The organism is Bradyrhizobium tropiciagri, assembly GCF_018130505.1.
GTDB lineage: Bacteria > Pseudomonadota > Alphaproteobacteria > Rhizobiales > Xanthobacteraceae > Bradyrhizobium > Bradyrhizobium tropiciagri_B.
Genome location: NZ_JAFCKH010000014.1, coordinates 61,384 through 74,235 on the forward strand (window position 1 = coordinate 61,384; position 12,852 = coordinate 74,235).

General features: G+C 67.6%; 11 protein-coding genes and 1 tRNA gene. 7 read left to right on the forward strand and 5 right to left on the reverse strand.

Annotated features, from left to right (window positions below):
* Positions 1 to 5: 5 nt before the first annotated feature.
* Genes JQ633_RS30445 through JQ633_RS30455 form a run of 3 tightly spaced genes read left to right on the forward strand, consistent with a single transcriptional unit; the run spans position 6 to position 5,662 of the window.
* Positions 6 to 2,423, forward strand: a complete 2,418-nt coding sequence (locus JQ633_RS30445; protein ID WP_211989123.1) for a DUF5682 family protein — start codon at positions 6 to 8, stop codon at positions 2,421 to 2,423.
* Positions 2,420 to 3,586, forward strand: a complete 1,167-nt coding sequence (locus JQ633_RS30450) for a VWA domain-containing protein (RefSeq protein ID WP_211989124.1) — start codon at positions 2,420 to 2,422, stop codon at positions 3,584 to 3,586. The genes JQ633_RS30445 and JQ633_RS30450 overlap by 4 nt, the downstream gene beginning before the upstream one ends.
* A 9-nt stretch (positions 3,587 to 3,595) precedes the next feature.
* Positions 3,596 to 5,662 (forward strand): SWIM zinc finger family protein, encoded by a 2,067-nt coding sequence (locus tag JQ633_RS30455; protein ID WP_211989125.1) that lies wholly within the window; start codon positions 3,596 to 3,598, stop codon positions 5,660 to 5,662.
* A gap of 15 nt (positions 5,663 to 5,677) precedes the next feature.
* On the opposite strand, the gene JQ633_RS30460 is transcribed toward JQ633_RS30455, so the two are convergent.
* Together JQ633_RS30460 and JQ633_RS30465 are read right to left on the reverse strand one after the other, a co-directional pair.
* On the reverse strand, positions 5,678 to 6,580 hold the full coding sequence (locus JQ633_RS30460; protein ID WP_211989424.1) for a GNAT family N-acetyltransferase: 903 nt from the start codon (positions 6,578 to 6,580) through the stop codon (positions 5,678 to 5,680).
* A 24-nt stretch (positions 6,581 to 6,604) separates the two neighbouring features.
* Entirely contained in the window at positions 6,605 to 7,795 is a 1,191-nt protein-coding gene (locus JQ633_RS30465) for an acyl-CoA dehydrogenase family protein (protein ID WP_211989132.1), read from the reverse strand.
* A gap of 32 nt (positions 7,796 to 7,827) precedes the next feature.
* On the opposite strand from JQ633_RS30465, the gene JQ633_RS30470 reads away from it, so the two are divergent.
* Complete coding sequence (locus JQ633_RS30470; RefSeq protein ID WP_249159759.1) at positions 7,828 to 9,456, forward strand: winged helix-turn-helix domain-containing tetratricopeptide repeat protein; 1,629 nt, start codon at positions 7,828 to 7,830, stop codon at positions 9,454 to 9,456.
* Positions 9,457 to 9,541: 85 nt separating this feature from the next.
* Here JQ633_RS30470 and JQ633_RS30475 read toward each other — a convergent pair.
* Both JQ633_RS30475 and JQ633_RS30480 read right to left on the reverse strand, forming a co-directional pair.
* A tRNA-Leu gene (locus JQ633_RS30475) sits at positions 9,542 to 9,626 on the reverse strand.
* A gap of 96 nt (positions 9,627 to 9,722) precedes the next feature.
* Positions 9,723 to 9,965 carry a FliM/FliN family flagellar motor switch protein gene (locus tag JQ633_RS30480; protein WP_171712315.1) on the reverse strand — a complete coding sequence of 81 codons (243 nt, stop codon included), beginning with the start codon at positions 9,963 to 9,965 and terminating at the stop codon, positions 9,723 to 9,725.
* A 60-nt stretch (positions 9,966 to 10,025) separates the two neighbouring features.
* On the opposite strand from JQ633_RS30480, the gene lipB reads away from it, so the two are divergent.
* Both lipB and JQ633_RS30490 read left to right on the forward strand, forming a co-directional pair.
* A complete protein-coding gene (gene lipB / locus JQ633_RS30485; protein ID WP_211989134.1) occupies positions 10,026 to 10,763 on the forward strand; it encodes a lipoyl(octanoyl) transferase LipB in 738 nt (245 codons plus the stop codon).
* A complete protein-coding gene (locus JQ633_RS30490) occupies positions 10,763 to 11,425 on the forward strand; it encodes an SGNH/GDSL hydrolase family protein (RefSeq protein ID WP_211989136.1) in 663 nt (220 codons plus the stop codon). Before lipB ends, JQ633_RS30490 begins: the two co-directional genes overlap by 1 nt.
* A 24-nt stretch (positions 11,426 to 11,449) precedes the next feature.
* Here the strand turns inward: JQ633_RS30490 and JQ633_RS30495 are convergent, their stop codons facing one another.
* Positions 11,450 to 11,878 carry a tautomerase family protein gene (locus JQ633_RS30495; protein ID WP_211989138.1) on the reverse strand — a complete coding sequence of 143 codons (429 nt, stop codon included), beginning with the start codon at positions 11,876 to 11,878 and terminating at the stop codon, positions 11,450 to 11,452.
* A 119-nt stretch (positions 11,879 to 11,997) separates the two neighbouring features.
* Between JQ633_RS30495 and JQ633_RS30500 the strand changes: the two genes are divergently transcribed.
* On the forward strand, positions 11,998 to 12,852 hold the full coding sequence (locus JQ633_RS30500; RefSeq protein ID WP_211989140.1) for a LysR family transcriptional regulator: 855 nt from the start codon (positions 11,998 to 12,000) through the stop codon (positions 12,850 to 12,852).

The following is a 12,852-nucleotide window of genomic DNA, read 5'->3' on the forward strand; positions in this document are numbered from 1 at the left end:
GCGGCATGACCGTACTCGATCCGGCCGCGACCGCGATCCGTCTGTTCGATCCCGAGCGCGACCTGTACTTCTTCCCGATCCGGCATCACTCGCCGGCGTGCGCGCTGCATCTGCGCGAGGCGCTGCGCGCGATCCGTCCTGCCGCCGTCCTGATCGAGGGTCCGGTCGACTTCGAACCGCTGATCACTGAACTGCTCGCCCCCGGCGTCGTCCCGCCGGTCGCCATGGTGGCGCTGCCCGACAACGCCGAGAAAGGCCGCAGCGGCACCACCTACTATCCGATCTGCCGCCACTCGCCCGAATTCGTTGCGATCCAGCAGGCGAGCGAGCTCGGCGTCACCGTCCGCTTCATCGATCTGCCGTCCCGCCATGCCGCGATGCTGTCCGATCGTCGCGACCGGCCGGATCAGCCGCTGCTGCCGATGCGCGAGACCATGTTCGATCGCGGCGCCTATGTCGACGCGATGTGCGCGCGCACAGGTTTTCGCGACGGCCTTGCGCTGTGGGACGGACTGTTCGAGGCCCGTGCCCGCAGCACCGACTGGCGCGGCTTCTTCGCCAGCGTCGGCGCCTATTGCTCGGCGTTGCGGGCGGCGTCTGACCCGGCTGAATTGCAGACGGACGGGACGCTGCAGCGCGAGGCCATGATGCGCGCCTGCATCCAGGAGGCGATCGCAGCGCGCACCGGCCCGATCGCCGTCGTGACCGGAGGCTTCCACACGCCGGCCCTGATCGACGCCAAGGCGGAGGCGGCGTGCCCGGCCAGCGCCGCGAGCCGTTCGAACGCCTGGCTGATCCGCTACGACTTCCGTGCGCTCGACCGGTTGAACGGCTATGGCGCCGGCCTGCCGCTGCCGGGTTTTTACGAGCGCGCATGGCAACGCCTGATCGGAGACGACAGCAACGCCGGCGCCTCGCTGACCGAAGACATCTTGGTCGGCTTCCGCGCGCATCTGCTCGAAAGCGAGCCGGCGCTGGCGTTCTCGTTCCCGACGCTGTGCTCCATGGTGGAGACGGCCCGACGGCTGGCCGAGTTGCGCGGCTTGGCCGAACCCGGACGAACCGAGCTGTTCGACGCGCTGCAGTCGTCCGCGATCAAGGAGGAGATCGAGGTCGGCGCGCATCCGCTGCTTGCGGCCTTCCGGACCTATCTGCAGGGTGACCGGCTCGGCGACCTGCCGCCGGGCAGCCGGCTGCCTCCGCTGATCGAACGCGCCCGCACTGAAGCGAGGTCATTTGGCCTGTCGCTGGAAGACGCCGTGCCGAAGACGCGCGAGCTCGATATCTACCGCAAGCCGCGCCACGGCCAGACCAGCCAGTTCCTGCACGCCATGCGGCTGGTCGCGCCGCCCTTTGCCGAGCGCCTCAGGGGCCCCGACCGGGTGCATGGCTTCCGCGCCGACATGCTGATGGAGACCTGGAGTTATGCCTGGTCGCCGGCGGTCGAGGCTGCGCTGATCGAGCGCGCGGCCGATGGCGAAACCGTCCGCGATGTGGCCGCCGCCATCCTGACCCGCCGCCTCGCCGACCTCGAGCACGATGGCCAGCGCAACAACGCCGCGGCGGCATTCGATCTCCTCAGCATCGCCTTCGACGCCGGGATCGGCAGCGCCGCCGACCCGCTGTTCGTAGCCGTCAGCGACGCAGTCGGCTCCGACACCAACCTGTTGCGGCTGACCAAGGCCCTGGTCACCGGTCAAGCCCTCGACAGCCGGGCCAAGGCGATGCAGTCCGACGCGACCATCAAGGCATTCGCCGATCTGCTCCCGCCTTTGCTCGACCGGCTGGCGCGGCGGATCGCCGAATTGCTGCCCGATCTTGCGGCGGTCAACGCCGACACGGTCGGCGAAGCGATCGCCTGCCTTTCGGCGCTGGCCGAAGCGATGGCCGATCCCGATCCGCCGTTCCCGGCACAGCCGCTGCGCGATGCCCTGCAAGGCCTACTGGAAGCGCAGCTCGATCCGCAACTGAACGGCGCCATCATCGCGCTCGCCGCCCTGATCGGGCTGGTCGACGAGACCGAGGCCGGACGACGCCTCTCGGCCGCGCTGGCCGGCGCGTTCGAGCGCCCGGGAGATGCAATCCGCACGCTGTCCGGCGTGATGGCGCTGGCGCCGCAGCTGTTCGTCAACAACAGCAGCGTCATCACGGCGATCGACAATCTGTTCGGTGCGGTCGACGACCAGGGCTTCCTGGATCTGCTGCCGCAGCTGCGCATGGCCTTTGCCGAGCTCTCTCCGCAGGAGACCGACAAGGTCGCCGCGATCGTCGCGGCCGCGCACGGCGCCGGCGAGGACGACATCGCGCTGTTGCAGCAGGTGCCGGATGCGCGCGTGCTGACGGACCATCTGGCGCTCAGCGAGCGCCTGCGCGGCCAATGGCAGGCCGATGGCCTCTCCGCCTGGCTGGAGCCCTTGCCATGACGCAGCCGAACGACCGGCCAACCCAGCCCTTGTCCGCCGAGCAGACGCGCCGCCTGCTGCGCTGGCGCATGGCGCTCGGGCGCTATGCCGATAATCAGCTCGGCAGTTCGGGCCTGTCGGCCGAGGATCTGCGGCGCGATCAATTGCTCGAACGCATCTATGCGGAGCGCGGACGGCAGCGCGGCCTGCGCCTCGGCAGCGGCCGCAAAGGCTCGCTCGATCCGAGCCAGATCACGATTCCCGACTGGCTCAATGACAGCCGCAAGCTGTTTCCGGCTTCGGTGTTCGAGACCATTCAGGGCCATGCGCTGAACGATCTCGGCCTGGCCGGATTGTTCGCAAGTCCCGCGGCGCTGCAGAAGCTGGAGCCCAATCTCGACCTGATGAAGGTGCTGCTCGCCTTCAAGGGCAAGGCTGACAAGGACCTGGTCGAGGCGATCCGCCGCGTCGTCGACGCCGTGGTCGAGGACCTGAAGCGGAAGCTGAAGGCCGAGATGGAGCGCGCTCTGTCCGGCCGGCGCGATCGCTTCCGCCGCGGCAAGCTGCGCTCGGCGGCCAATCTCGACCTGCGCCGCACCATCCGTGACAATCTCCGGCACTTCAGCCCCGAGCATAAGGCCATCATTGCCGAGCGGCTGCATTTCGTGTCCCGCCAGAAGCGGCGCATGCCGTGGACCATCATCCTGTGCGTCGACCAGAGCGGCTCGATGCTGAACTCGCTGATCCACGCCACCGTGATGGCCTCGATCCTCGCCGGCCTGCCCGCCGTCGATGTGCGCTTCATCGCCTTCGACACCTCGATCGTCGACATGTCGGACAAGCTCGCCGATCCGGTCGACCTCTTGCTGTCGGTGCAGCTCGGCGGCGGCACGGATATTGCGCGCGCCATGACCTATTGCGAAAGCCTCGTCGTCAATCCGAGCCGCACCGTGGTCGCGCTGATCAGCGATTTCGAGGAAGGCGGCTCGCTGACCGAGCTGCTGCGCTGTGTCCGGCGCCTCGCCGAAGCCCGCGTCACGCTGATCGGCCTCGCCGCGCTCGACACCAACGGTGAAGCTGTTTTCGATCGTTCCGCCGCCGCGAAACTCGTCGGCCTTGGCATGCACGTCGCGGCGATGACGCCCGACCGCTTCGCCGAATGGCTGGTGGGCGTCATGGATTAGAGGCGCGCGATGTCCCCGCTTGTCCCGCTCTACGCCCAGATCGACGATGCTGCGCTGGAGGCAATGGCCTCCAAGGGCATCGTGCGGCGGGCACGTGCCGATGCGACCAATGTGCAGTTCGAATCCATCGGTACTGATGAGATCGTCGGGACGATCGAGGGCGCCACGGTGCGGCTCGACGCCAAGGGCCTCGCCAAGGCGCGCTGCACCTGTCCGGCCGCGACACTGTGCCGGCACAAGGTCGCTGTGGTGTTCGCGCTACGCACGCAGGCCGGTGAGCCGGCGGCTGCACCGGCTGCCGACATCGATTGGCCCGCCCGCCTCGCGGCGTTCGATCGCAAGGTCCTGCTGAAGGCCGTCGGCAAGACCGGCCTGCGCGAGGCGCTACGGCTGTCGGCGCTGGCCGAAGCCACCAACGTCGACGCCGGGCCGCTCACGCTCAAGGTCGTGCTGCGACTGAAGGCGGAGGAGATCGAGGTCGCGATCCCCGGCCAGGGCGATTTCGGCTCCGTCGTATCAAGCCTGCCCGAACGCCGCCGTCCGGCCGGCCATGCCGCCGCCATCCTCGCGGCACGGCGGCATTTCGGCCATGACGCCATCGAGCTCGACGACACTGAAGCTGCGTCCGATCAAGTGATGCTGGCACCCGATCCGGCATTGCTCGGCGTCATGCAGGACGTGGTCTGCCGCGCCTATGCGCAGGGCTTCGCGGTCCCTTCGCGCGCGCTCGAGGAGCGGCTGATGTTGCTCGCGGTGTCGAGCCGTGCCGAGGCGATGCCGCGGCTGTCCGCCACGCTGCGGCGCATCGCCGAAGGGCTGGAGCAGCGCCGCGCGCGCAACGTCAATCATGACCCGGTCGAGCTGCTGCGCGAGCTCGCTTTCGCCCACGCCTTGCTGTTCGCGGTGTCGCAGACCAAAGATGATGCGCGACTGCGCAAGCTTGCGGGAACGGTGCGCGCCGAATACGAGCCGATCGGCGATGTCGAACTGATCGGCCTCGGCGCCACCATGTTCGAGACGATCACTGGCGCGGTCGGTGTGACCGGCCACTTCGTCGAACCGGCGACGGGTCGCCGTTTCACCGCGACGCTCGCGCGAAGCACCACGCACGACACCCGCTTCGACCCGCGCGAGGCCTATCGCACCCAAGCGGTCTGGGGCCACACGCTGGCCCGGCTGTCATCATCGACATTCCGCCTCGCCGGCGCGCAGGCGTCTTCGAGCGGCCGGCTGTCGCTGTCACAGACGAGCCGCGCGGAAGCGATCCAGCCGTTCAAGCCGGTGCGCGAGCTGGTCGCGACCTGGACGCAAGAGGCTTCGCTGGCCGCGCTCGCCCATTTGTCATGGCATGGTCTCGCCGACCATCTGTCGCGCTCTTTCGCGCCGACGCTCGATGCGCCGCCGCCCTCGGCCCAGCCGGTCGTGCTGCTGCCGAGCCGGATCGCGCCGGTGGCGTTCGACGATTTGAGCCAGCGGCTGCGCTGGCCGCTGATGGATGCGGGCGGCGCCTGGATTTCGCTCACGCTCGATCACGACGACGAGGGCCGCGGCCTCGGCGCCCGCCGCATCGCCGCGCTTGAGGCCGCACTCGGCGACGGCGGCAGCAAGCGCCCCTTCGCCATCGTCGCGATCGCGCGGCTCGATGCAGGAAAGCTGGTGCTGGAGCCGATGGCGCTGTGGAGCGACAGCCAGATCGCGCTCGATTTCCCCGAGCGTGCCGCGGCGCCGGGCAAGGACGTGGTCTCCCGCATCATGGCGGGGCTGCGGCGGACGGTCGCCCAGTTCGCGCCGCCCCCGCCGGCCGACGTCACCGTGCGCCAGACCGCTCAGCTGCTGCAAGGCGGCGTCGATGCGCTGATTGGCTTCGCGGAGGCAGGTCTGCACGCCTCCACCCGCGAGCGCTTGCTGGCGCCGCTGGCGAAGACCTACCAGCTTGCGTCGCTGCCCCCGCTGGCCCAGTTGGTCTCGCGAACCATCGCAAGCCGCGACAGCGACACCTCCGCCGCGGCGCTGGCCACCGCGCAGGGCCTGTTCACGCTGCAAAGCTTCACCAGCCGGCTGCAGGTGTGGACCTGATCGGCGCGAACCATCTCACATGAAGCCCGGGTTGCGTGGCAGATACTGCGCCCAATTACCGAACTCCCGCGACGACATCAGCAGCATCGGAATCTTGATCCGCATGCCATGCTCTATCGCGACGTTGAGCGCGATCTCACTTGCGCCGGGCAGGAACGCCGAAACCCGCGGCGCGCCGCTCTCGGCCGCCAGATGCAGCGCTGTTCTCAGCGCGGGCGCGATGGCGTGCGGCTCCATGACCGCCAGCGGGCCGACATGTCCGCCGCCGTCCACATAGGCGTAGCCGACCCAATCGCTTCCGTCGTGGAGATTGAATCCACGCGCGCCGCCGGCATTGATCAGATAGCGGTGATGCTTTTCACGCGAGATGCCAAGCACCCGTTCGTCCGCCTGCGCAAGACGGCGCAAGGTCGACGCGTCCTCCGTGAGCGGCGTCACGTCATATTGCGGGCCGTGCAAGCTGCGGATCAGCTGCTCTCGCGGTGCACTGACACTGTAGATGGGAAATCGCGGGAACAGTCCATGGCGGATGTAGAGCCCTTGCGAGACCGTGTTGAAGCTGAAGGTGATCAACACACGGTTGGAAGCGCCCGATTTGCCGGCGTGCGCGAGCGTCCGCGTGATCAGCTCGTTGCCGACGCCCCGCGCCTGCTGACCGGGTGTTACGAACAGCTGCGCCAGGAACCACATGTCGCCGCAGACCCAGCTCCAGGCGAAGCCGAGCATCCGCTCGCCCTCCTCCGCCACCCAGAGACCGTCGGCATCGTCTTTCAACGAAAACCGTTGAAAGTCGGGAGGCGAACGCACGGCCATCGGCCCAAAGCCATGGCGCCCGGTGAGATCGTTGATGCTGGAGACGACGAGGTCATCGGCAAGCTCCAGATCCTGCGGACGCGCAGGCCGGCAGATAACAGACATCGGCAACACCCCTACCACGTTCGTTCAAAACCGCGCCGTGCCGGGATCGAGCCCGAGCGCAAGCCGGCCCGCGGTGACGTAATTGTTCGGACTCATTGCGATGTGCTTCGCCGCGGCGTGCGCATCGCGAGCCGCACGCTCCAGGGCGCAGCTCTCGAAGATGGCGGCCGCGCCTGCGCTTGCAGCCAGCATGTCGGTGACGGACATCGCGGTCTCGGCGGCATGGGCGTTGGCGATCCGGATGTCGGCGCGTGCCTCGACCAGCCGTTGGCCGCCCGTGTCGGTGGCGGCCATCAACTCCGCCATCGCATCGGTCAGGAAGCCGCGGGCTGCGCGCAGCATCGCTCTTGCCCGCCCGACCGTCGCCTGGACGGTCTCGCGTTCGCACAGCAACACCCGCGTGCCCTGCCGGCTCTTGCGGCCGGCGAGCTCCGCGAACGACGCGATGGCACCGGCCGCGATGCCGAGCGGCACCCCGCAGATGCTCCACGCGAACACCGACGATGGCGGCATGCGATAGAGCAGTCCGGGCTGCGTCGGCTGCAGGCCGAGGAACGGATGGACGTGAGCAGCAGGGACGAAGATATCCCGTGCATCGAAATCGAAACTTCCGGTGCCGCGCAGTCCCGACACATGCCAATTGTCGAGGATGGTCACGTCGGCGCGGCCGAGGTAGCAGCACAACAGCGGCGAATCCGGATCCTCGGGCCTGACGCTGGCCAGCACCATGAAGCGCGTCCCATGGTGTGCGCCGCTGCCGAACGGCCAGCGCCCGGACAGACGATAGCCGCCGGCGACCGGGCCCACCGTGCCGACCGCGCCGGTCGAGCTGACGACGAAGGCGCGCGGGTCGGCAAACCACTCGCGCACCACGGCCTCATCGAGGTAGCCGCCGATCCGGCTCATGCCGCCGCCATTGCCGGCGAGCCAGCCGACCGAGCCGTCGAGCGCCGAGGCGGCCTCAATGACGCGCATGAAATCGAAGGGCGACAGCTCCGGCCCGCCGAGAGCTTCAGGGAGCCACAGGCGAAACAGGCCGGCATCGGCCAGCGCCGCAAAGACCTCGTCCGGCAACCGCCGATCGCGATCGAACTCGCTGCGCCGTCCTGTGATCAGCGGGGCCAACACATGGATGGCTTCGAGCACGTGGGATACGCGATCCGGGGCGCCGGCCACCGGATCGTCCATCTTCACCGCATGGTATGGATCGCGCATCGGGCACTCCTCGAGATTTTTCAGTCCGCAGCATGAGCGCCCGCTGCCCTGAGGTCCTGAATCCGTTCCGAAAAAGTTGCAAAAAATGTAGACTCCCGGCCATGGCGGCGATCCACCAATTCGGTCCCTACCGGCTCGACGCGGAGGCCGAGATGCTGTTCCGCGAGTCCGAGCCGGTCGCGCTCGGACGGCGCGCGGTTATGCTGCTTCGGCTGCTTGTCGAGCAGGCTGGAACGCCGGTCTCCAAGGACGCATTGATCGAGGCGGCGTGGCCCGGGCTTGCGATCGAGGAGAGCAATCTGACGGTGCAGATCGCCGCCCTTCGGCGGATCTTTGCCGACGTCGATGGCGGCGCGAGCTGGATCGAAACGCTGCCGCGCCGTGGTTACCGTTATGTCGGGCCGCCGGTCACTGCAGACTCTGGGCCCGGCCAGGCTACGTCACCTGCCGTATCCGATAGGCCATCGCTGGCGGTGCTTCCATTCTCGAATCTCAGCGGCGATGCCGGGCAGGATTATTTCTCCGACGGCATCACCGGCGACATCATCGCAGAGCTGTCGCGCTTCCGCTCGCTGTTCGTTGTCGCCCGCCACTCCAGCTTCACCTACCGGGGCAAGTCGGCCGAGATCAAGCGCGTGGGGCGCGAGCTCGGCGTCCGCTACGTGGCTGAAGGCACCGTGCGCAAGGTCGGCAGCCGGGTGCGCGTGACCGTCCAGCTTCTCGATGCCGCGAGCGGCTACAGCCTCTGGACCGAACGCTACGACCGCGACCTCGAGGACATCTTCGCGCTACAGGACGAGATCGTCCGGGCGATCGTTGCCGCCCTGCCCGGCCGACTGGAGGACGCCGGCCGCGAGATCGCAAGGCGCAAGCCAACCTCCAGCATCACCGCCTACGATCTTGTACTGCTCGGAAACGAGCGATGGCGCCAGTTGACCGTGAAGGACATGGCGCAGGCCAGGGCCTATTTCCAAAACGCCGTCGCGCTCGACCCGCAATATGCCCGCGCCCACGTCAACATCGCCTGGACCATCGTCTGCGACGTGTTCCTCGAATCGCCTATGGCCGCAACATTGGATGAGGCGCTGGGCGAGATCGAGACCGCTCTCGATATCGACGATGGCGACGCCTGGTCGCACGGCGTCTTCGCCCAGCTGCTGTTCCTGCGGAAGGAAGACGCCAAGGCCGAAATCCATTTTAGCCGTGCGCTCGCGCTCAATCCGAACGATGCCGACGTCGCCGCCGTCTATGCCAACATCCTGGTCTACTGGGGCCGGTGGCGCGAGGCGCTCACATGGATCGGTACAGCCAAACGGCTCAATCCCTTTCCGCCAAATCTGTACCATTGGTATCACGCGCTCGCGCTTTATTCGGGACGCGAATACGAGCAGGCGGTCAAGGCGCTGCTGGCGGCGCGATCGTTCGACAGGTGGTCGCACGGTCTGCTCGCGGCCTGCTATGCGCAGCTCGGACGGCTCGGCGAGGCGCGGTCCGCGGCGGACGCATTCGTCAGCGAACGGCGCCGCGAGCTGAATGCGAATGGCAAGGCCGCGCCCGCGAAGACGCTCGAGCTCGCGCGGGCAAGAGCCGAGAGATATCGCGAGCCTGCCGACCGCGAGCACTTCCTCGACGGATTGCGCGAGGCAGGGCTGACCGGTTGACGGCGCACAGCCCTGTCGTTGATCAATCCGATGATTGGGAGAGAGGCTTCGCGAAAACATCTTTCGCATCAATGGCCTAAGCCATTGGTGCGCTCGGAGGGACTCGAACCCCCACGGTGTTACCCACTGCCACCTCAAGGCAGCGCGTCTACCAATTCCGCCACGAGCGCTGGGATACCGGATGGAACCCAAGGGGCGCCGCCGGATCGACGGCGCGATGTAACAAATCGCGGATGCAGGGACAAGGCGTTAAGTGAGCGAATTAACTACCTGACATCGGGGGATTTCGGCAGCATCTGCTTGACTTCGACCGCGATCCGGTTGCGGTCGACCAGAACGACGCCGCTGGCGACCGGAAGGTTGTTGGCGAGGATCTTGACCTCGTCGGCCTCGGTGGCATCCAGTTCGATGATGGCACCGCGGGACAGCCGCATGACCTGGTGAATCGGCATGGTGGTGGTGCCGAGGACCACCATGAGGTTGACGCTGACTTTGTCGAGGGTGGCCACTTCTGAACCGCCGAATGGGAACTAAATTGTGGTTTCACCTGACCACGCTAGGGTTAGCCAATGGTTAACGACCGCCAAAGCCTTGATTTGACGCGTTTTGCGCTCGCCGCCGGCGACGGCGCGGTGGAATGGCGGATTTCGGACCGACCGGTCGCCTACCCCGATTCCCTCGCCGCCATGGACGAGCGGGTCGCCGCGATCGCCGCCGGGACCGCGCCGGAGCAGGTGTGGCTGCTGGAGCATCCCCCGCTCTACACCTCCGGGACCAGCGGCAAGGCCGACGACCTGCTCGATCCGCACTTTCCGACCTTTCAGAGCGGCCGCGGCGGGCAGGTCACCTATCACGGCCCCGGCCAGCGGGTAGCCTATGTGATGCTCGACCTGAAGCGGCGGCGGCCGGATGTGCGCGCCTATGTCGCCTCGCTCGAGGAATGGATCATCCGCACGCTGGCCGCCTTCAACGTCCGCGGCGAGCGCCGCGAGAACCGCGTTGGGGTCTGGGTCAAGCGGGAGGACAAGGGGCCCGGACATGAGGACAAGATCGCCGCGATCGGCGTCCGGCTGCGGCGCTGGGTCTCGTTCCACGGCATCGCGATCAATGTCGAGCCCGACCTGTCGCACTTCCAGGCGATCGTGCCCTGCGGCGTGGTCGATCCGCGCTACGGCGTCACCTCACTGGTCGATCTCGGCCTGCCCGTCACCATGGCCGATGTCGATGTCGCCCTCCGCCAGGCCTTCTCCGAGGTGTTCGGCGCCGCCTCGCCGCACCACGCCGGCGAACAGGCTGCCCTGACCTGATGCGCAAGCGTTTCCTGGTCGCCTTTGTCGTTCTGATCGCCGCCGGGCTGCTGTTTCGCTTCATGCAGACGCCGACGGCCGAGCGCCGGGAAAAGGAAATGCTGCAGCGGGTGCAGGATTTCGTCGCGCGCGGGAGCAGCGAGAAGCCGGTCGCCTTCCTCGGCGACAGCCTGGTCGAGCATGCCAATTTCACGCCGACCATCTGCGGCCGTCCGGTGATCAATGCGGGCTATTCCGGGGCTGTGTCGAGCGGCGTGCTTCGCCTCGTCGAGGCGTTCGATCGCATCCGGTTCGCGCCTGCCGTGCTGGTGATCTCGGTCGGCGTCAATGACAGCATCCTGGTCGACCGGCGACCGTTCGCCGAGACTTATCCGGAGATCGTGCAGCGAGCCACCGCGCTCGGCAGCAAGGTGTTCGTGGTGTCGCTGGCGCCGGTCGCCAAATCGGGCTCGCTTGCCGACGAGGTCGACCGCTCCCGCCTGTCCGACATCGACCGGGTGATTCGTCAGACGGCGCGCGAGCGTGCGGTCCCGCTGATCGATGTCGGCATGTTGCGAAGCCAGACAAGCCCGCTGGTCGCAGACGGCGTGCATCTCAGCCAGGACGGCTATGCCGCCTGGACAAGCACGATCGAGACCGCGATCAACGGGCAATGTCCGTGAGGTGACATCGGCGCGAGCCAGCCGTCAGGCTGCCTGCTTCCGCGGTGAGACCTCGAGCTTGCCGGCGATGTACCGGCGCTCCTGGGTCAGGCCACCGAAGCCGTAGGCATCGCCCTTGACCTCGTCGACATGGGCATAGGTCTCCTCGTGCAGCGGGCCGAGCAGTTCGCCCATCCGCTGGAACAGTGCGGCGAGATAGGCGGCCTTCTCGTCCTTGGTGTTGGTGCCTTCGCTGACATGGATGTCGAGCCAGTAGCTCGCCAGGTGCTGCTCAGAGAGCGACTTGCCGCCGGCGAACCAGCCGGCGGCATCGGCCGACTTGACGATGATGGCGGTGACCTTGGGATCCTTGTGCAGGATGGTTGCGGTGAGCTCGGACACGGCGGCGGCGATGTCGGACTTCAGCGACGGCGTCTGGCGGGAGGTGGCGTAGGTGACGGTGATGAGCGGCATGATCGGTCTCCTTGAATTCGGTTGGTGCGGGTGAACCGCGCCTCCCCTAGCTAGACCCGCCGGCATCATTTTGGTATCTTATCTCTTACAATAGCAATGATAACGAATACTGATCATCAATGACCACGCTGGATATCGACACCGTGCAGGCCTTCCTTCTCGTCGCCGAGTTGCAGGGCTTCACCCGCGCCGCCGAGGCGCTCGGCACCACCCAGGCCGCGATCAGCATGAAGCTGCAGCGGCTCGAGACCGTGCTCGGCAAGCGGCTGGTCGAGCGCTCGCCGCGCGCGGTGCGGCTGACCGCCGACGGCGCCGCCTTCCGGCATCATGCCCGCGCGCTGATCGAAGCACATGACCGCGCGCTGTCAGGCGAGCGGCCGGCGCGGCAGCAGCTCACGCTGGGGATCAGCGACCATGCCGCTGGCCCCGAACTGGTGCCGCTCTTGGAGCGGCTGCATGCGATGGCCTCGCAGCTCGCGCTCGCGGTGACCATCGGCTTCTCGCGCGCGATGCTCGACGCCTATGATGCCGGCGAGCTCGACGCCGTGATCGTACGCCAGGAAGGCAGCCGGCGCGGCGGCGAGAAGCTGGCCGAAGACGCGTTCGGCTGGTTCGCGGCAAAACGCTTCGTATGGCCGCGCGGCGATGCGCTGCCGCTCGCAACGCTGGCGCCGCCCTGCGGGGTACGAGCGCTCGCCGTACGCGCGCTCGACAAGGCCGGTATCGGCTGGACCGAAAGCTTCGTCGGCGGCGGCGTCACCGCCGTGGTCGCCGCTGCGCAAGCGGGCCTCGCGGTCGCTCCGCTGGTCCGCCGCATCGCGCCGCCGGACCTGATCGATATCGGCCCGGCGCACAAGCTGCCGCGGCTCGGCTCGTCAAAGGTGATGCTGCATTCGAAGGTCAGCGATCCCGCCAAGCTCGCGGCGCTGCGCACGCTGGCGGCGACGTTTCGCAGCGTCGCCGCGGCGGCCTAG